This window comes from Paenibacillus sp. FW104-T2, assembly GCF_058789975.1.
The window spans coordinates 174,840-193,531 of the sequence record NZ_JBYTCE010000007.1; the positions used below are offsets into that span (position 1 = coordinate 174,840).

At 50.4% G+C, this 18,692-nt stretch carries 13 protein-coding genes; 7 read left to right on the forward strand and 6 right to left on the reverse strand.

Annotated features, from left to right (window positions below; genetic code table 11):
* Nucleotides 1-55 precede the first annotated feature (55 nt).
* The 3 genes from cysT (at nt 56) to AC3WQ3_RS11435 (ending at nt 2,269) form a co-directional block, all read left to right on the forward strand.
* Nucleotides 56-892 carry a sulfate ABC transporter permease subunit CysT gene (gene cysT / locus AC3WQ3_RS11425; protein WP_127539183.1) on the forward strand — a complete coding sequence of 279 codons (837 nt, stop codon included), beginning with the start codon at nt 56-58 and terminating at the stop codon, nt 890-892.
* Nucleotides 893-932: 40 nt separating this feature from the next.
* Nucleotides 933-1,808 (forward strand): sulfate ABC transporter permease subunit CysW, encoded by an 876-nt coding sequence (cysW, locus tag AC3WQ3_RS11430; protein ID WP_492472321.1) that lies wholly within the window; start codon nt 933-935, stop codon nt 1,806-1,808.
* Between the two features lie 221 nt (nt 1,809-2,029).
* A complete protein-coding gene (locus AC3WQ3_RS11435; RefSeq protein ID WP_095291770.1) occupies nt 2,030-2,269 on the forward strand; it encodes a YezD family protein in 240 nt (79 codons plus the stop codon).
* A 127-nt stretch (nt 2,270-2,396) separates the two neighbouring features.
* Here AC3WQ3_RS11435 and AC3WQ3_RS11440 read toward each other — a convergent pair whose 3' ends face one another.
* Complete coding sequence (locus AC3WQ3_RS11440) at nt 2,397-3,935, reverse strand: extracellular solute-binding protein (RefSeq protein WP_492472322.1); 1,539 nt, start codon at nt 3,933-3,935, stop codon at nt 2,397-2,399.
* A gap of 168 nt (nt 3,936-4,103) precedes the next feature.
* Nucleotides 4,104-6,413: a helix-turn-helix domain-containing protein gene (locus tag AC3WQ3_RS11445; RefSeq protein ID WP_492472323.1), complete on the reverse strand. Its 2,310-nt coding sequence runs from the start codon at nt 6,411-6,413 to the stop codon at nt 4,104-4,106.
* A gap of 313 nt (nt 6,414-6,726) precedes the next feature.
* On the opposite strand from AC3WQ3_RS11445, the gene AC3WQ3_RS11450 reads away from it, so the two are divergent.
* Complete coding sequence (locus tag AC3WQ3_RS11450) at nt 6,727-9,480, forward strand: S-layer homology domain-containing protein (protein ID WP_492472324.1); 2,754 nt, start codon at nt 6,727-6,729, stop codon at nt 9,478-9,480.
* Between the two features lie 166 nt (nt 9,481-9,646).
* On the opposite strand, the gene AC3WQ3_RS11455 is transcribed toward AC3WQ3_RS11450, so the two are convergent.
* Nucleotides 9,647-10,534, reverse strand: coding sequence for a hypothetical protein (locus AC3WQ3_RS11455; RefSeq protein WP_492472325.1), 888 nt, complete (start codon nt 10,532-10,534; stop codon nt 9,647-9,649).
* A gap of 111 nt (nt 10,535-10,645) precedes the next feature.
* On the opposite strand from AC3WQ3_RS11455, the gene AC3WQ3_RS11460 reads away from it, so the two are divergent.
* The 3 genes from AC3WQ3_RS11460 (at nt 10,646) to AC3WQ3_RS11470 (ending at nt 13,709) form a co-directional block, all read left to right on the forward strand.
* Entirely contained in the window at nt 10,646-11,071 is a 426-nt protein-coding gene (locus tag AC3WQ3_RS11460; RefSeq protein WP_492472326.1) for a GNAT family N-acetyltransferase, read from the forward strand.
* A 251-nt stretch (nt 11,072-11,322) separates the two neighbouring features.
* Complete coding sequence (locus tag AC3WQ3_RS11465) at nt 11,323-11,955, forward strand: NAD(P)-dependent oxidoreductase (protein WP_095361535.1); 633 nt, start codon at nt 11,323-11,325, stop codon at nt 11,953-11,955.
* An 80-nt stretch (nt 11,956-12,035) separates the two neighbouring features.
* A complete protein-coding gene (locus AC3WQ3_RS11470) occupies nt 12,036-13,709 on the forward strand; it encodes an NAD(P)H-hydrate dehydratase (RefSeq protein ID WP_492472327.1) in 1,674 nt (557 codons plus the stop codon).
* Nucleotides 13,710-13,855: 146 nt separating this feature from the next.
* On the opposite strand, the gene AC3WQ3_RS11475 is transcribed toward AC3WQ3_RS11470, so the two are convergent.
* The 3 genes from AC3WQ3_RS11475 to AC3WQ3_RS11485 all read right to left on the reverse strand — a co-directional run bounded on the left by AC3WQ3_RS11475 (nt 13,856) and on the right by AC3WQ3_RS11485 (nt 18,573).
* Nucleotides 13,856-15,508, reverse strand: a complete 1,653-nt coding sequence (locus AC3WQ3_RS11475; protein WP_492472328.1) for a methyl-accepting chemotaxis protein — start codon at nt 15,506-15,508, stop codon at nt 13,856-13,858.
* Between the two features lie 26 nt (nt 15,509-15,534).
* Nucleotides 15,535-16,542, reverse strand: a complete 1,008-nt coding sequence (locus AC3WQ3_RS11480) for a BMP family lipoprotein (RefSeq protein WP_492472329.1) — start codon at nt 16,540-16,542, stop codon at nt 15,535-15,537.
* A gap of 420 nt (nt 16,543-16,962) precedes the next feature.
* Complete coding sequence (locus AC3WQ3_RS11485; protein WP_492472378.1) at nt 16,963-18,573, reverse strand: gamma-glutamyltransferase family protein; 1,611 nt, start codon at nt 18,571-18,573, stop codon at nt 16,963-16,965.
* Nucleotides 18,574-18,692: the final 119 nt, after the last annotated feature.

The window sequence follows — 18,692 nt, forward strand, 5'->3', positions numbered from 1 at the left end:
ACCATGTAAGCGGCCAACCAGCCCTACCGGCTGAAGGCAGAGAGGATGAACGTCCATGAGCAAGGTGATGGTGGCCCGGAGACGCACACTGCCGGGCTTCGGATTGACAATGGGGTACAGCGTGTTCTACTTGAGCCTGGTTGTCCTTATTCCACTGGCAGCGTTGATCTTTAACTCCACGGGCCTGACCTGGTCCACGTTGATTGAGACAGCAAGTAACCCTCGGGTACTTGCTTCTTTCAAGGTTAGCTTCCTGACTGCAGGAGTGGCTGCCTTGATTAATCTGGTTCTTGGGCTGCTCCTGGCTTGGGTGCTGGTCCGATATGAATTCCCAGGCAAGCGCCTGTTTGATGCAGTCATTGACCTGCCATTCGCCCTGCCTACTGCAGTGGCAGGTGTTGCCCTTACGGCCCTGTATGCCGGAAATGGATGGATAGGGCAGCTGGTGGAGCCTTTGGGTATCAAGCTGGCGTATTCGCAGGCAGGTATTACCCTGGCGCTGATGTTTATCGGCATTCCGTTTGTTGTACGTACGGTACAGCCAGTTTTGGAAGAGCTGGAGGCCGAAGTGGAAGAGGCTGCCGCCACGCTGGGAGCAGGAAGATGGCGCATTTTTCGGACGATATTGCTTCCGGACCTGATCCCGCCGCTGCTGACCGGGTTTGCACTTGCTTTTGCCAGAGGCATTGGGGAATATGGATCAGTCGTATTTATCTCGGGCAACATGCCGATGAAAACGGAGATTGCACCTCTGCTGATCATGGCGAAGCTGGAGCAGTTCGATTACGCCGGAGCTACGGCCGTAGCCCTGCTGCTGCTGCTGGTCTCTTTTGTCCTGCTGCTGGTGATTAATTCACTTCAACGCTGGAGCCGGAAGGCTGGCAGGGCTTAGGCGTAATAAGCCAACCTAAACCAAAAGGAGGTACATATGAATGGCGGGTTCCGTTCCAATAACGCCTGCTCCCCAAGTGCGAACCGGTCCGGGGCCAAACCGTGCAACTACGGAAGCTCCATGGGTCAAATGGCTATTGATCGGTCTGGCGAGTCTGGTACTGCTCTGGCTTCTCATTTTGCCATTAATCATTGTGATGATGGAAGCACTGAAGCAAGGGTGGGGTGTCTATATTGCAGCTCTTACCGAACCAGATGCCATGTCAGCCCTGAAGCTGACACTGCTGGTTGCAGCGATTACCGTACCGCTGAATACGATATTTGGTGTAGCCGCAGCCTGGGTCATCACCAAGTTCCAGTTCAGGGGAAAGGGAGTCATGATCACGTTAATTGATCTCCCCTTCTCCATCTCGCCAGTTGTGGGCGGGTTGATCTTTGTACTGGTATTTGGCTCCAATGGCTGGTTTGGACCGTGGCTGGCAGAGCATGATATCAAAATTATCTTTGCCTTGCCTGGTATCGTAATCGCAACGCTATTTATTACCTTTCCTTTTGTGGCGAGAGAGCTCATTCCGTTAATGGAGGACCAAGGGACGCGGGAAGAAGAGGCGGCAGTCACGCTTGGCGCTTCCGGATGGCGAATCTTCTGGAATGTTACGCTGCCCAACATTAAGTGGGGGCTGCTGTACGGCATCATTCTGTGTAATGCCCGCGCGATGGGCGAGTTCGGAGCTGTATCGGTGGTGTCTGGACATATTCGCGGAGAGACGAATACACTGCCGCTGCATGTCGAGATTTTGTACAACGAGTACCAGTTCTCGGCATCGTTCGCAGTCGCTTCCTTATTACTGATTCTGGCTCTGGCAACGCTGCTGCTCAAGAGCTGGCTGGGACACAGAACGGTTTCAGAGAAGTAATTAAGGGTCCGAATTCTGGCCCATTTCCACCTTAATTGGGAGAAATCACGAGTTCATTATATTTCGATAATGTTTCTTGAAAATACAGATTGACAGCTACTGGAAGCCCTGCTAATGTATAAACCAAGTATATGGGTTGGATAAGAATGAATTATAAGTCGGATGGATGATCATGCGTCAATCATATAGCGGGCAGCAGCCCGGGAAGAGGAGGCGGCTCTATGGCTAAGCCGTTAAAAGTGGATGAGGTATGGATGGATCGAATTGCCGGACAGCTGAATGACATGGAGTTTGGCTCGCTTCACATCGTTGTACATGAAGGCCAGATTGTGCAGATGGAGCGGACTGAACGCAAACGATTTGAGAACACGCCCTCAGGCAGCACCTCCAAATCCGGCAGCACTGCACGAAGCAGCTCCCCCCGCTCATTGCGCGGATCGAACGCAAGTGCGAAGGGGTAGAGACTGAGGCGGCATCAGGGAGCATAGATTGGCTTAGTGTGAGTTACCCATAAGTTTTCCAAAGAACACGTATTTTTTTTGGAAACTCATGGGTAATTCATGCTTTTAATGTGATAATGTGGCCAAACTATTTCGTGGAATTTGTCTCCATTTGCCCGTTATACCATTCATTAGCTTCAGTCAGCACCTGCTGCCCGCCTGCTTCCATAAATTCCTCCACGAAGGTATCAAAACTTTCAACAGGCTGATCGCCGGTGATGATGGAGATGTATGCTCTGTCCCTCATATGGATCAACTCAGATGAATATTGAATCAGGGCAGGGGTAGCCACCTCCAGATGATTATAAATACCGTTCTCCGTCAATCCCTCAGATGCAGCCCACTGCTCCCGTTTGCCAGAGGTTGCACCTGGAACGGTCATGCCAATGCTGGAGCCGATCATATTGGTGTAATTCTCCATACGGTTATATGGGGGCAGAATGTGAAATTCCCCTGAAGATGAAGAGCTCCAGTTCCAGTGCTTTCCTGGAAGGCCATATTCCATTTTGATCTGCTCTGCCGGATCGGAGTTAGCACTGACATAATCGAGGATTTCAAGGATTTTTTCCAGTTTACCAGGCTCGTTGACCGTATCGGCCCCGATTGTAATGAAACTCATCAGCAGATTGTAGCCTTTGGAGCCACTGAGTCCATCAGGACCTGTAACAGGAGGACCGAATTCAACGCCTGCGGATGCGTTCTTCTGCAGGAGTTCATGGACATTGAACATGGCTCCGACGGGAATTTCCTCATCCTTTTCATTAAGAATGCTATAATCGCCGTCTTGAGTCCAATGATAATAATTGCCCATGGAGGTCATCCCAATTCTGCTATTAATAAACGCATGCGACAAATGCTTGTAGCCACCTTTATTTTCTCCAGTTATGAATTCAGGATCGATAATCCCATCCTGATACCACTTCTGCAGATAAGCTAGGGCTTTCTTCATCTCAGGTTCCAATGCGCCGATCACGAGTCGGTTATTTTTTTGGTTAAAATATAGCTGCTCGGTAAAAACGGACTGCCCAAAAGCACCAAAAACGACATTCATGCCCTCTTTGGATAACCCGTATGTATCCTGTTTCCCATTTCGGTCAGGGTCACCTTTGGCGAATGCATACATAACTGTCTCAAACTCCTCTAATGTTCGCGGAACTTCGAAACTGCGTTTCTCCAGCCAGTCTTCCCGATATACAATAGGGGTCCGGTAGATGTTAGTCTGATTGATGACCGGGATTCCATATAAGGCGCCATTTATTTTTCCGTACTCCAGGTAACGTGAATCATAATCACGGATTCGCTTCACAATATTAGGCGCATGTTCTTCAAGTACGTCCTCGGGAATTTCTGCTAATACCCCCTGCATCTGATATTTAAGCAGATCATGTGGCTGCCTGATCCGAAGAAGATCCGGTATGTTTCCTTGAGCGAGCTTCAAGTCCAGCAGGTCCTCATAGCGTCTGTTCTCCAGGTTCCACACCTCCAGATTCACATCAAAAAGATCCTCAATATAGGTGATCATCTCTGCATTCTCAGGAACGGGAGTATTCTGATGCATGGTCCAGGAAATTGTATATGGCGGCTCTGTATCCTTCTCAGACTCATCAGCAGGATTGTGCTGCTGCATTTGAGCGCGTTGTTCCCCCAAAACGGTGCAGCCACTCATACATATGATAAGGATAACGGTTGTGATCAATAGACACAGAGCTCTTGAAAGGTTGAGGTTCATAGCAGCTCCTTCTCATGGTTTGATATCTGGATCAATGTCCTAGGATAGGGATAACCCTTCGGCTATTCAGTTCATCAGACTGCGCATGAAGTTTTTCGGTGTACAGCCGTGAATTTCTTTGAACTTCTTAATGAAGTAAGCAGAGGTACGGTATCCGACCGTGCTCGCAACCTGCTCAATAGTAAATTCCTGTTGTGCGATGAGTTCGCGTGCGCGTTCCATTCTCTGATTGGTGACATATTCCGAATAGGCCATGCCGGTCTCTTCCTTGAAAATCTTACTAAGATACTTGGGACTGATATACACCTGTTCTGCGACATGATCCAGCGTGAGATCGCCCGAAATATGCTCGCGAACGTAGGCTTTGACAGCTGAAATGGTATCCGGGCTCCTGACCTCGCTTCGTTTCTCCATCTGTGTGATAAATTCGGTTACCAGATCAGTCATCCATTCCGAATACCGGTTGATATTGTAGAACGAGGAATATTGCTTGTACAAATTCATGGAGCTCATCTCGGCGGGCTGCCAGCGCACCTGACTGATGCAGTCAGCGTATATGGAAACCATTTTTAATAAAATAATGCGGCTGTATTCGGCTGAATAGAGGCCTTCCTTGATGGTCGATACCACATCCTGAATGGCCTGAACCGTACCATCCATATCACGGGATTGCAACTTCTTCTCAAAACTCATGAGGTAAGCGTCCGGAATCTCCAAACTGCTGGTTTCCCTTTGCAGGAGATCAAGGTCTTGAATGGCAGACAGAGCGGGAAAGAAATAGCTGTATTGAATCAAGGCTTTCGCCTCATGATAGCTTGTGTGAATCTTCGTGAAATGCTCTACCCAGCCGCCTAACGACACTGCAAATTCCAGACCGAACCTGTTTCTCGCCTCGGAATGAATAAAGGATACAATGTGATCCGAAACAGGCTCTTCGCGTTGGTTCGTACAGATGATCACGGCTATTTTGTGATCCTGCAATTCCTCCGCAAGCAGCTTGGTTTCAGCCATTTCTGCTGTCTCCAGCTGCTGAATCATCGTGTACAACGTATGCTGCAGCTGTCGTGGCTGCAATTCCTTCCACTTCTCGCTGACGGGGTCAATGACGATACAGCGATAGCGGGAATAGGCCACAGACACCTGAACAGACTGCAGCTGTTCTTTAAGTTCCTCAGGCGTAAATCGGTTATTTAACATATTCAGCATGATACTGTGCCTAATCATTTTGTGATTGGCCTGCAGCGTTTCTTCCAAACTATCGACTTTGATGGATAGGCTGCTGATAGCCGAATCGATGAATCGATATTCATTCTGCTTCAGGTTACCGGGGCTATCTACCCTGGCCTTGATATTATTCAGGATCCGCTTAAGAGGACTGTAATTGGCTACAGTGAAGCCGAACGACATGGCTATCCCAACCGCTACAGCAAGCAAACCCAGAAGCGCAGAGACCTCCTTTAAGCTATCAAGCTTATAATAGAAGCTTTTATTCGGGATGGTTGTGTAAATTCTCCATCCATTTTCTTCGAATTGCTCCTGGGAAACAACATAAGCATCATGATTAAAGTTTTGCGTGAAGCTCTCGCCGGAAGAAGGACCGGAGAGCAGCGACTGAAGCAGAGTCTCGTTCGTGGAGCTGCCTAACATCGATTTATCAGCGGCAGATATGACAATTCCGTGCTGATCCACGATGTATGTATTTTCATAGTCGGCAGGGATCATATTGTGAATCAGCTGACTGATCGTCGATTCTTTGATATCAATCGCAACCATGACCTTACTGTCTTGTCCAGAGGACTGAAATGGATAACTGTGAACATAGGAGATTAGAATCATCGTGCTGCTCTGTTCGGGTAATTCGATAAAAGTATCCTCAGGAACCATACGAGTCTGCATCCATAAGGAGCTTTTGTCACTCTTTTTCATCGCCTCAATCCAATCGTAGGCAGAATCTACGCTCGATGGAGTGACTTCATGGAGCTGCAGTCCATATATAGAAGAGATCATGAAATGATTCTCTGTATCGTACACATGAATGGCCTGAATCAGGTCGGAATAATTCTGCACCTGACTTTTGAGCAGCTGCTCAATGTCCAGAATTTTGCTGTGGTTTCCTTGCAGGCTATCGAGCTGAATGCTGACGGGGCTGCCCAGGGCAAGAGAAAGATAGACTTGGTTCACCTTTTCGATAACGGAGGTCTCAATATAATTGACGGTACTTTGCAGCTGCAATTGTTTGTTGATCCGAATCTCTTTGCTGTATTGATGGGAGAAGAAGAGATATAAGATAGATCCGAAAAGAAGCGCAATAACAAGGACGACAGCAAGATAGGAAAAAATCAACCTGGATCTCACCGACTGGAAGAGCTTGCGCATTCTTTTTCCTCCTTCATAACGGGTTTCTAGACAACTTCATCATTATATAATAGCCCCGGCACTAGAAATCATGTTGATCGAAATTTAACAAACACCCCCAGAACAATTTACGTTCCGTTAATCTAAATTTACAAACAACTGCACTCTAGATGATGATTCTATTATTCACTCTATTTTTTGGAGAATACACAGGCCAAAACGTACGAATTTGATATAAAACGGAATTTGTTCTATAGATGCCAGGCTCCTCCGAGTGCTAAAGTAACCCCAGATCAGACACGGAATGAATGGAGACGATCCTACACATTCGCTGATGAAATCGAAAAATTACGATTATGGGAGCGTGTATTTGCAGGCCATGAGAAAACCACTTAAAAAATCACTGGCATTACTTCTAATGTTGTCTATGGTAAGCCCAACGTTTGCAGATCGGAGCTTTGCAGCCGATCAGAAGATTCAGTTCTCTGATATTAAGGGACACTGGGCGGAAGCGAGCATTCAAGCATGGGGTGATGAAGGACTGATTCGGGGCTATCTGGATCGTTCATTCAAACCAAACAACGAGATTACGAGAGCAGAATTTATGAATCTGGTGAATGGTGCTTTTGGATATGCAGGACAAGCTGCCATTAACTTTAATGATGTTTCTGAAGATGCATGGTATTATCAGGCCGTTTCTACAGCTAGTGCGGCTGGATATATGGATGGTTATGCGGATCAAACGATGAAACCTCAAAATCAGATCACACGTCAGGAAGCGGCCAAAATCATCGCTGGCATTCTGAATCTGGACCTGAATGAGGGAGCAGCGAATGCATTTAGCGATGCTTCGTCCATAGCGGATTGGAGCAAAGGAGCTGTAGGTGGAACTGCAGCAGCCAAAATTATATCCGGATATTCAGATGGAAGCTTCAAACCACTGCAATCGATCACTCGGGCAGAAGCGGTAAGTGCACTTTTTAATGCCTTGGAAATAGACTCGAGCGATGCTAAACCATTCAAGCCAAAGGGCACGGCTAATGTGCTGAATGTGGAACCTCCTGCCGAAGAAGCTCGTCTGTCTGCAGTCGAACATGGAGCCAATGCGGACGACGGCACGTTGAAAAATATTGCGGCAACGAATCCATTTATTGATATTTTGGACGGTTTCGAACAAGTCTGGTCCATGAACCAATCGGATTGGAGAGATGGAACAGCAGCGACCAAACCGGGAGTTAAGGGAGAGGTTGCAAAGTATGGCGATGGACCGACCCCATATTATGATGGCTTTAAAAATGATCAAAAGACAGCAGTCGCAGACCAGAAAACATTTGCGAACGAAGAAATTCGAAATCAAGCGACTTGGGTTGCTAACATCAAATATGTAGAAGATGTGACGCAAAATCGTACCGATGAAGAGGCGTTAGCCGCCTATTACGATGACCAGAGAGATAAGATCTACAGTATGATGGAAGCTTTTGGGCCACTGGCTAACACGTATGTAGACATCGTTAAGCCAACGACAAGCGTCGAAAGAGAGATCAGCGATATGGATGTTGTCTTGACAGAAGAAACGGCAGAAGACCAAAGCCAGGGAATGGGAAGTGAATGGGCTAAGACGGAGCTTGCAGACATGGTAGCCCTGGTGGATCTGGTTCGATTCAAGACTCCTTCATCCTCCAATCCTTCGAAATACTTCTACTCTTCCCCAAGACCATGGAGAATGAATTCGAACGGAGAAGTGAAAGAGGTTGTCGATGAGAATGGTTTGGCCGTGTGGGAAACCTTGGGTAAAGGTGAAGTGATAGAAGAACCTTTGGCTTCAGGAGGAACCAAAACAACGGGAGAAAAGCATTTCCAACAATACGAAAGCAACGTGGAAATCATTCCTGCATTGAGCTATGTAAGAAGAATAGCGGAAGATGGACGAGGTAAGGATGGAGCATTCCCGAGCGGTCATACCAGTGCTTCGTATCTGTCTGTTCTCCCTTTTGCCTACGCCACGCCAGAACGATTCTCTGAATTTTTAACAAGAGCTGCTCAAATGGGTGAAAACCGCATTGTGACCGGGATGCACTCGCCGCTTGATGTTATTGGTGCAAGGATTCAAGCGACAGCCATGACAGCTTATGCATTCAATAAGGAAGAGAACCAGGAATTGATGGAAAAGGCATATAATAATGCAGGAGAAGTATTCGGAGCATTGGCAGAAAAAGAAAATATGAGTTTGTACGAATATGCGCACACGGTAACAGAGGACTATACCTTCAAAAGTGCATATGACGAAAAGAAATGGGAAGATCATGATGCCAATAAAGCCTTCTACCGAGATAAACTCACATACGGCCTGCCACAAACAGGAATCAAAGGTTTGGCTCCTGAAGTGCCACAAGGAGCAGAGGCGCTATTGAAGACACGTCAGCCTTATTTAACCGATGAGCAGCGTAGAGAAGTGTTATATACCACATCCATTGACTCCGGTTATCCGGTACTGGACGAATCAAACGGTTGGGGCAGATTGGATTTGGTAACGGCAGCGGATGGCTACGGCGCATTCATAAACAATGTAACCGTGGATATGGATGCTTCCAAAGGACGTTTCAATGCAGAGGATTGGTGGAGAAATGATATCTCTGGCAGTGGAATGCTGACGAAAAAGGGAACAGGAACACTTACCATGACAGGCAATAACAGTTACACAGGCGGAACGCTGCTGCAGGCAGGAACGCTGGTGGCTGAATCTGCATCTGCTTTTGGTCTCGGTGATCTGTATGTGGAGAATGGAAAAGTCATCGTTCATGCGGATGGAGCATTAAAATTAAATAGAAACTTTACTCTGGACAGTGGAACGTTGGAATTGGTTATGGACAATGATAACAGCCAGGTTAATGTCGGTAAAAAGCTGTATCTGGATGGAGGAAGCCTCAATCTGGACTTGTCCAACTATAAGATCGAAGGTTCCAAGGATATTACTTTAATGACGGCTGGCGTAATTAAAGGTGAATTCGACCAAGTCACAGCGGATGGTTATGACGTTCAGGTTACTTACGAAAAGGATCGCATCATTGCACATGTTGTAGCCAAATAAGCTATGTCATTGATTGAAGTAATACTATTCTTATATGGAAAAGGACTGAACTACGTTGTAGTTCAGTCCTTTTTGAATTCCGAGCAACACAAGGATTCAGTCGTGAGAGTTCTGGTTTACCCATTTGATTATCATAGATTACATGAAAAAAAGGGAATGGTCCTCACTATTCGCCCGTGTAGGCACCAGCTTTACGCGCTGCACTCACTTCGATTTCAGTAGGGGACTCATTCGTTGGCTCCAGCTCGGTATGACCTACATAAGGGCGATCACTCCGTGGGCGAGTTCCAGTAAACCCGAAACCTGAAACGAACAGGATCAGCTGTAATCCCAAGGCATAAGGAGCAGCAGCAGGCCCAATCAGATGGAGCAGCGAGCATAGCACGATCAGCAAGAAGAGTATTTTGTTCACTGTACCTGATGGTTCGCGGCGAAGGCTGGCCCAGAGCAGATAACCATACATGATGGCAATCATCAAGGAAACTGCACGCAACCACGGGAGGACGCTCTCCCATGAATCTACAGAAACGTCCAACAGTCGCTGACGGAACACAAGATCAACAACCAGCAACAGGGTAGCTGCCAGTGCAGCTGGTTCGGCCAGAGGCCGAAAGATTGTCCAGATGGCCTCGCCCCAATGATCTGTTCGGGTATCTTGACCAAGTTCATCTGATAATGCGGTGCATTCTCGTTCCAATGCTCTGTGCATCAGCGCGAGTCTGGCAGGATCATGCTCCTTGATGCAGTCGCGGATCTGATCCTGTAACGTAGAGGAGAGGTCAGATGCTGATTTGCAGGCCAGCATGGCCATGAACAGATCATGTTGTTCATTTTGTGAGAATGAATACTTTTTATGTTCCAGAATGGTGAGTTTTCCCAACAGGGTTGTGCTTATGTATAATGTATTTTGTATCCTTCGCATTCGCCTTTCGTGGCTGCGGCGAACTTCAGTGGCGGACCATATATATATCCCAAGCAGCAAAGCTATGACTCCAAACAGCACAGCCTCAGCGCCGGGGCGCGATAGTAGCTCTTTGATCCAGGGTTGAAACACACGTTTTCCTCCTTTGCACAAACTTAACGTATCTTGAAACACGCTTCACGTAAGCTTTCTCTCACTATTACACAGGAAGTAGATGAATTCAAGCAGAAAGGGGCACAATTCATGGACCAGATCAGCATGGAACACATTCCACCCACAGCAGCAGAGTATCTTGCCTTGCGACAGATGGCGGGTCTCAGTGCGATGAGCAAGGAGGGAGCAGAAATTGGACTGCCGAACAGTCTTTTTGCCGTATGTTTACGTAATAAAGATGCACTCGTAGGCATGGGTAGGGTTATTGGGGATGGCGGTTGTTTCTTTCAGGTGGTGGATATTGCGGTTCACCCGGATGTTCAAGGCAGGGGATATGGCAAGTTGATTATGAGCGAGATCATGAAATACTTGCGTGAACATGTGCCTGCTCGAGGCTTGGTGAGTCTTCTTGCAGATGTACCTGCAGATCGCCTTTACTCCCAATTTGGTTTTACCTATACCAGCCCGAAATCGGAAGGCATGTGGTGGAGGCAGGGAGAGGATGAACGGATATAATTAAGATATCCCGATCTTGAAGCCGCTATAGCGGCTTTTTTTGCTGTGTAAAAAATGCAGTGGATGCAGAAGATAGGTGCAGCGCTGCTTATTGGATGTGTGAAGTTTGTCGGTTTATTAACTTTGGTTTACAAGTGACTACATACGGTTTAAGATGGCGTGAGCCGTTTAAGGTATATAACAATAGGATTAAGTATTACAATATAACGGTATGTTGACGAGATGATATCTACTGAAAAGAGGGATAAGATATGAAAGTTGCGATTTTTGGTGCGACCGGAACGATTGGAAAGACGATACTGTGGGAGCTTATGGACCGCGGGCATGAAGTGACTGCGATTGTGCGTGATCCGTCCAAAGTGGAAATGGTTCATGAACGTCTGCGTGTGGAAAAGGGCGATTTGTTGAACCCGGATCAGGTAGCCGATTTTACAGCAGGCCAGGAAGCTGTCGTTAGTGCCTATGGTCCGAAATTCGGAGAAGAAGAGGAGCTGCTGGAAGTTACACGTTCACTGATTGAGGGTGTTCGTCGCGGCAAAGCCAGCCGTCTGGTTGTCGTTGGCGGAGCTGGCAGCTTGCTGACCGATTCAGGTGAGATGCTGATGGATACGCCTGGATTTCCGGAGGAAGTTAGAACCCTGGCGAAGGCACATGTGGATGCTTATGGCTTAATCGAGGAATCGGATATCCACTGGACGTATATGAGCCCAGCGGCAACAATTACATCCGGACCGCGGACAGGCCATTTCCGGATCGGGATGAATCGTTTGGTCACCGATGATCTGGGAGAGAGCACGATCTCGGTTGGCGACTTTGCTGCGGCATTGGTGGATGAGCTTGATGATCCGCAGTTTATTGGTTCCCGTTTTACGGTAGCTTATTAAGGGAAAGTGTGCCGGGAGCTAGTAGAATTGAATGATGCCAAACGCAGTATGAGAAGTTACTCACCGGGGAGGGATGAACCTTGTTTATCGTCACCGCTGAACAGATGCGAGCTGTAGATGAGCACACCATCCATAAGTTGGGCATTCCTGCTGCGAGTCTGATGGAGAACGCGGGCAGAGCCATAGCGGAGGAAGTTATCGCCTTGTGCCGTGAGGAGGCTGCGGGTGGTAAGGTTGTTGAACACAAAAGGCGCCGGGAGCAGGGAGAGGCACAGCGGGCACACACCGGGCCAGGTGATCGCCAAGGTTCCGGCGGCGACATCATCGCCGATCCGGCGCTGGTGATGGCGCACCCCGCTGATCAGCATTGGTACATGCTGATCGGTAAGGGCAATAATGGCGGGGACGGGCTGGTTGCGGCCCGCCATCTGCTTGAAGCGGGGCTCGGCGTGACCTTGATCTACGCCGATGCGCCCGAGTCACTGCGGGGCGAAGCCGCCGTGCAGCGGGATGCCGCTGCGCAGCTCGGCATCCCTGCCCTTGTCCACGGCCGTGAAGCCGTGGACTTCAGCCGGTGCACAGGCATCGTGGATGCACTGCTGGGCACCGGCTCGCAAGGGGCGCCGCGGGGAGCTTACGCGGCGCTGATTGAGGCGGCGAACGACAGCGGCAAGCCGGTCGTGTCCGCCGATGTGCCAAGCGGGCTGAATGCCGACACCGGGGAGGTATACGAGCCTTGCATTCAAGCGCGGGTGACTGTATGCCTCGCGCTGCTGAAGCGCGGACTTGTACAGTATCCGGGCGCGACGGCCGCAGGGCGCATCGTGGTGCGCGCCATCGGCATTCCGGCACGGCTTGCGCCGGAGCACGGTCCTTCCGTTCGTCTGTTGACGGAGGAAGTGATGCGTGGTGCCCTGAAGGTGGATACGGATCGTCTGCGGGCACCTGACGGGCACAAGGGAACCTACGGCCACGTACTGCTGGCCGCAGGCAGTCTGCCGATGAGCGGCGCAGGTCTGCTCTCGGCCAAGGCTGCGCTGCGCGCTGGCTGCGGACTCGCCACATGGGCGCTGCCGGCGGCACTGCTGCCGCATGTCATCGGCAGTGTGCCTGAGCTCATGCTCGCAGCCGCGGCAGATGGCGACAGCGGCGAGTGGAACGCGGCTTCCGCCGAAGCCGTGCTTCGTCTTGCGGAGAGCCGCGACGTGATTGCAACCGGGCCAGGCCTCGGCCGCTTCGAGGGCGACACCGGCTGGCTGCGCCGGCTGTGGCAGCAGACGGATCGCCCGCTCGTCATCGACGCGGACGCTCTCAACATGCTTGCAGACGCGGGCAGAGCCGGGCCTCGCGACTGGGGCCGGCGCAGTGCGGCGACCATTCTGACGCCGCACCCCGGAGAGATGGGCCGCCTGCTGGGCATGCCGACCCCCGAAGTGCAGCGTGACCGAATTGGTCACGCTGCACGGTACGCCCGCGAGCAGGGCGTGACCCTGGTGCTCAAAGGAGCACGAACGGTCATCGCAACGCCTTCCGGCGAGGCGTACATTAACACCACCGGGCACGCCGGTATGGCAACGGGCGGCGCCGGGGACGTATTGACCGGCATCATCGCCGGTCTGCTCGCTCAAGGACTCAGCGCGGAGCAGGCCGCCGCTTTTGGTGTATACCTGCACGGCCAGGCCGCCGAGCAGGCTGCGCAGCGGCGCGGCGATCCGGCGTCTCTGCTGGCAGGAGACATCATTGACGCCCTGTGACGCGATCTTCTTGAGAGAGCCTTAATCTCTACGGGTGATCTGAATAATAATCTGTGTATTCGCACGCTCATTAAAAAACCTCCACTTCTCTCATACCAAGAGAAGTGGAGGTTTCTTGTTTAGACTATTGAGGCTGAGGCATACCTTTACAAGCGGAAACGCTGCAGCTCCTGATGCATTTCCTCACTGATGTCACGCAGCGATTTGACCTTGATGCTGGCCTCTTCAAACGAGCGCTGCTGTTCCGTCGTCGAAGCCGTAATCTCTTCACTGCTGGCTGCTGATTGCTGCGTAATCGCACTGATGTTTTCAATGGCCTGCTGCACCTGTGTACTTAGCTGACTGGATAGCTGCATATCTTCGGCCAGCTGGTTAATGCCCGTACTGATCTGTTCTACGCTGTCACGAATAGCGGAGAAGGAATCCCGGGTTTGTCCGGTCGCCTTTTCCTGTTCAGCGAAGAGCTGTATACTCTGCATCACAGAACCTTTCACCTTGTCCATGGCGCTTGTGATTTCACCCACAGCCGCATAGATATGCTGCACGGATTGTGCAGACTGCTCTGCGAGCTTGTTGACTTCCCCTGCAACCACGGCAAAACCGCGACCGGCTTCGCCGGCACGAGCCGCTTCGATTGAAGCGTTCAGGGAGAGCAGTGTGGTCTGCTTGGCGATCTCGGACACATAGCCTGTCATCGTGGTAATGCGCGCTGCGCTTTCTTCCAGCTCCTGCACAGTCTGTTCAACCTCAGCCATGGCTACCCGGTTCATTTCAGCGAGGCGAAGCTGCTCCTCAATGGCCGTGTGTCCTTCCTCAACCGTGCTCATCACCTCGTTGCCATGGATCGCCGATTGGGAAGTGGCATGAAGGTTGCTGCCGAACGTGTGCTGCATCTTGTCCACGACCATCACCGTTTCACTCAGATCCTCCGCAATCTTCTGGCTGCCGGTGGACAGCTCTTCCGTCGTACGGGAGACCTGCTGCACAATGGCCTGCATGGTGTCGTTGCCGCGGTCAATGTCCTGAGCCATGCCATCCACCCGTTTCCCGGCGGTATCAATCGATTGGATAATATTGCGAATGTTTTCTGTCATAAGACGGAAGGAGCGATTCAGCTCATCCAGTTCATCCTTGCCCCGGGTTTCAGGCAGCTGCTGAGTCAGATCGCCAGCTGCAATCTGTCCTGCAGCGATCTTCAGCACTCCAATACGTTTGGCTAGCTTCCGGGAAGTATACATGTTGAACAGCATGGCAGCGACGAGCAGGAGAACAGCGCCGCCCAATGCAATCTGCCAGGTCTGCTGAATGTCCTGCTCCAGATTAATCGTGTATTGATCATACCGTTCCTTGGTTATTTCATCGAGCATGTAGATATCATTTTGAATGCCCTGCACTCGTGTACTGTAGCGTTTGGCTTCCGAGCTGTCCAAGGCTTGCATGGCTTCAGTTGCCCCCTGATCCAGTGCAGTCAGTTTCGTCTGAATGGACCCCATCAATCGAAGCTGTTCATCGGTTTCCAGTAATCCTTCGGTAAGTTCTTGAATCATCGTTTTACCTTCGTCCAACAAGCTGCGTACGGCATTCTGATTGCCAGCTGTCATCGAGAAAGAGAACACGTCCAGCGCCTGCTGTGTCTGAATCTGATTGGCTTTAAGCTCACTGACCTTGAGCATGGCGGGTACTAAATTTTGATTTTTGGCGTTGATGCCCAGTAACTGAAAAATGATATAGGCTACCAAAACAAGACATAAAAGTAATGAAATTAACGCATTAATAATCAATTTGCCTTGCAATTTCATAAGCGTATCTCCTCTAATCCGTCGATTTAGGGTTCAAGCGTAATTTTGGTTTTGCCGGATATGATTTCAGCTTTCCGATCTTCGAAGGTTTGCTGCTGTTCCGCACTGAGTGTGATGTTATGTAATGCGGTCAGGCCTACGGCATCTTCTGCCAGCCCCTCAACCATGTTCTGCTCGGGGAAGGAGTGATTGTTTTTCGTAAACGTGTTAACAGCGTTGTAGATGGAGACATTGACATTTTTCAGCATAGAGGTGAGAACAGCCTTTTCCGCCAAAAAGAATTGATCCGTATCCACACCGATGGCGTATTTCCCCAACTTCTGAATCTCGGTTAGTGAGCCTACTCCGGTGAGGCCCGCTGCGACATAAATAACATCGACGTCTTGCTCCTGGATCATTTTCGCTGCCAGCTCCTCGCCAAGCTTCGAATTACCGAAGTCTCCTGCATAAACGACCTGAACTGTAGCATCCGGATTAACGGCCTGTACCCCTTGTTCGAAACCCTGTTGAAAATCGCGGAGAAGGGGAATCTCCATTCCACCCAAAAAGCCTACGTGATTCTCGGTTGTCGCGAAGCCAGCGATCATGCCAGCAAGATAACTGCCTTCTTCACTGCGGAATGACATGGAAGTCACGTTTGGCAATTCGGAGTGTCCGTCGACAATAAGAAACGGCTGCTCCGGATATTTTTGAGCGACCTTTTCCAGATCGGGCAGAAGGGTGTCGCTAAGTCCGATAATCAAGTCCACACCATCCTGAGCGAATTGCTCAAATGCTGTTTCTGCCGTTAGATCTTTTCCGGGCTCCTTATAATCAAACCGAATCGTGTTTTCATTTCTGGCCTGAACCAGTCCTTCAAAAGCAGCATCATTGAATGAACGATCGCCAAGGCCGACTTCAGTAAGGACAATACCTACTTTGGTCCGCTCGTCCTCTGCCGTTTCATTTTCTGTGGAAGAACATGCCCCCAGCATCAAAACCATGACAACCAAAATCATGCTCCATAAAGCCTGGGTGACCCTTTTTGTTTTCATGTTATACCCTCGTTTCTATAGATGTGTGATGTGAGAGGTGAGTCTTTTGCCCTATATGTATATCGGTCAGGAGGAGGATGGGGATTATGGTTAATGATGAAAATTTACGAAAATCTTAAACGATTTCATGATTTATTCATTCCTGTTACAAAATCTGGCAGGGTTGATTAACATACCGTATCTCCATGCCGATCATCTAACCCAAAAAGGCAAAGAAAAGATCAGCGAATGATCTCTTCTTTGCCTTTTTATCTGGATATCTAGTGATGTGAGGATGATAGCTATTCATGAATAATCATCCTATCGATGAAAACCCTCTATATATCAACGGTTTCTCCTGCCGCCGAAGCAAATGGCCAGCTTATGGTTGCTCCTGTTTGAATACTGCTCGCTTTAAACTCAGTTCTAAGCTGAGCTGTATTACCATGCCGCCACCGATCCGTCTGTCCGGCTTTCGGTGCCAGCGCATAGTACCCCGCTGCCTGGGTCACGCCATATAATCTGACCGCGTCCAAACATGGAAGGGTCGAGAGCAACCTGAATATCATGCCCTTTGCGGGCAAGTGCTTGTGCAATATGCTGCGGAAAGCCGGTCTCCACCAGTATCGTTTTGCCTTTTGTCCACTGCCACCTTGGAGAATCCAGGGCTGCCTGCGGATTCAGGTGGAAGTCGACCGTGTTCATGACAACCTGCACGTGGCCCTGAGGCTGCATGAACCCGCCCATGACCCCGAATGGGCCAACTGCTTCATCGTCGCGCGTAAGGAACCCTGGAATGATCGTATGATACGTGCGTTTGCCTGGCTCCAAGGCGTTGGCCTGATCCGGATCGAGTGTGAAGTTATGACCTCGATTCTGCAGGGAGATACCTGTTCCCGGTACGACCAGCCCGGAGCCGAAGCCCATATAATTGCTCTGAATGAAGGAAACCATGTTGCCTTCCCCATCAGCCGCAGCGAGGTATACCGTACCGCTTCCTTTTGGATCGCCTGCTTCAGGCATGCGTGCCACGTCTCCAATGAGTTTGCGCCGCTCTTCCGCATACGCTTCGGATAGGAGCTCCTTCACCGTCACGCCCATCTTCCGCTCCTCGGTAATATATTTCTCTCCATCGGCGAATGCGAGTTTTATCGCTTCGAGCTGTCTATGGTACCCGAGCACGGATTCTTTTTCTTCAAAATCGAACCCTTTGAGCAGATTGAGCGCTGAGAGGGCAATCAGTCCCTGACCGTTTGGCGGGATCTCCCAGACATCGTAGCCACGATAGGAAACCGAGATGGGATCGACCCATTCAGGCTGAAAGGCCGCCAGGTCGTCTTTGGTCAGGTAGCCGCCATGCTCTGCCATAAACGAATGAATGCGCTCCGCCAGTTCTCCTTCGTAAAAGTCACGTGCGTTGCTCTCGCCGATTCGGCGAAGTGTAGCCGCATGATCCGGCGAACGCCACATCTCGCCCACGGCCGGAACACGCCCGCCTGGAGCGAATGTCTCAAACCAGGCACGCCCCGCAGCCGCATCGCCCTGGCGTGCATAAATGTCCGCTGCCCGTGCCCAGTGGCGGGCCAGCCCAGGCGCAAGCGGGTAACCTTCCTCCGCGTAGCGGATAGCCGGTTCCAGCGCTTCCGCCAGCGTAAGCCGCCCGAAGCGGCGGCTCAGCTCAGCCCAGCCCGCCGGTGCGCCAGGCACCGTCACCGGGATGACCCCAAGCTTCGGCATCTCCGAATGGCCTGCCGCCTTGAGCGCCTCAATGGATATGCCCTGAGGCGCAGGACCGCTGGCATTCAGGCCGTGCAGCTTGCCCTCGGTCCAGACGAGGGCAAAAGCATCGCCCCCGATGCCATTGGACGTTGGCTCCAGCACGGTGAGCGCAGCAGCCGTTGCGATTGCGGCATCAATGGCGTTGCCGCCTTTTTTTAACACATCCAGACCTGCTTGTGCTGCAAGAGGCTGCGAAGTGGCGACGATGCCTTTGTTGGCATAGACGGGCACACGGTAAGAGGGGTACGGTTGATAGAGAGGATCATAGTTCATCAGACGGTTCAGCTCCTTGTCCCAAGATGTCAGGTTCCGGTATACCGGATGCTTAACTCCTACCCCACTTCGGAACAAGATTATGATTCTCCTGCTGAATTGCCAAATTCAACCTGACA

Excerpts from the sequence above, each read along its gene's own strand:
- AC3WQ3_RS11435 (WP_095291770.1), top strand. The coding sequence starts at position 2,030 with ATGGCTAAGCCGTTAAAAGTGGATGAGGTATGGATGGATCGAATTGCC.
- cysW (WP_492472321.1), top strand. The coding sequence starts at position 933 with ATGGCGGGTTCCGTTCCAATAACGCCTGCTCCCCAAGTGCGAACCGGT.
- AC3WQ3_RS11440 (WP_492472322.1), bottom strand. The coding sequence starts at position 3,935 with ATGCAGCAGCACAATCCTGCTGATGAGTCTGAGAAGGATACAGAGCCG.
- AC3WQ3_RS11445 (WP_492472323.1), bottom strand. The coding sequence starts at position 6,413 with ATGCGCAAGCTCTTCCAGTCGGTGAGATCCAGGTTGATTTTTTCCTAT.
- AC3WQ3_RS11460 (WP_492472326.1), top strand. The coding sequence starts at position 10,646 with ATGGACCAGATCAGCATGGAACACATTCCACCCACAGCAGCAGAGTAT.
- cysT (WP_127539183.1), top strand. The coding sequence starts at position 56 with ATGAGCAAGGTGATGGTGGCCCGGAGACGCACACTGCCGGGCTTCGGA.
- AC3WQ3_RS11465 (WP_095361535.1), top strand. The coding sequence starts at position 11,323 with ATGAAAGTTGCGATTTTTGGTGCGACCGGAACGATTGGAAAGACGATA.
- AC3WQ3_RS11475 (WP_492472328.1), bottom strand. The coding sequence starts at position 15,508 with ATGAAATTGCAAGGCAAATTGATTATTAATGCGTTAATTTCATTACTT.
- AC3WQ3_RS11485 (WP_492472378.1), bottom strand. The coding sequence starts at position 18,573 with ATGAACTATGATCCTCTCTATCAACCGTACCCCTCTTACCGTGTGCCC.
- AC3WQ3_RS11480 (WP_492472329.1), bottom strand. The coding sequence starts at position 16,542 with ATGAAAACAAAAAGGGTCACCCAGGCTTTATGGAGCATGATTTTGGTT.
- AC3WQ3_RS11450 (WP_492472324.1), top strand. The coding sequence starts at position 6,727 with ATGAAATCGAAAAATTACGATTATGGGAGCGTGTATTTGCAGGCCATG.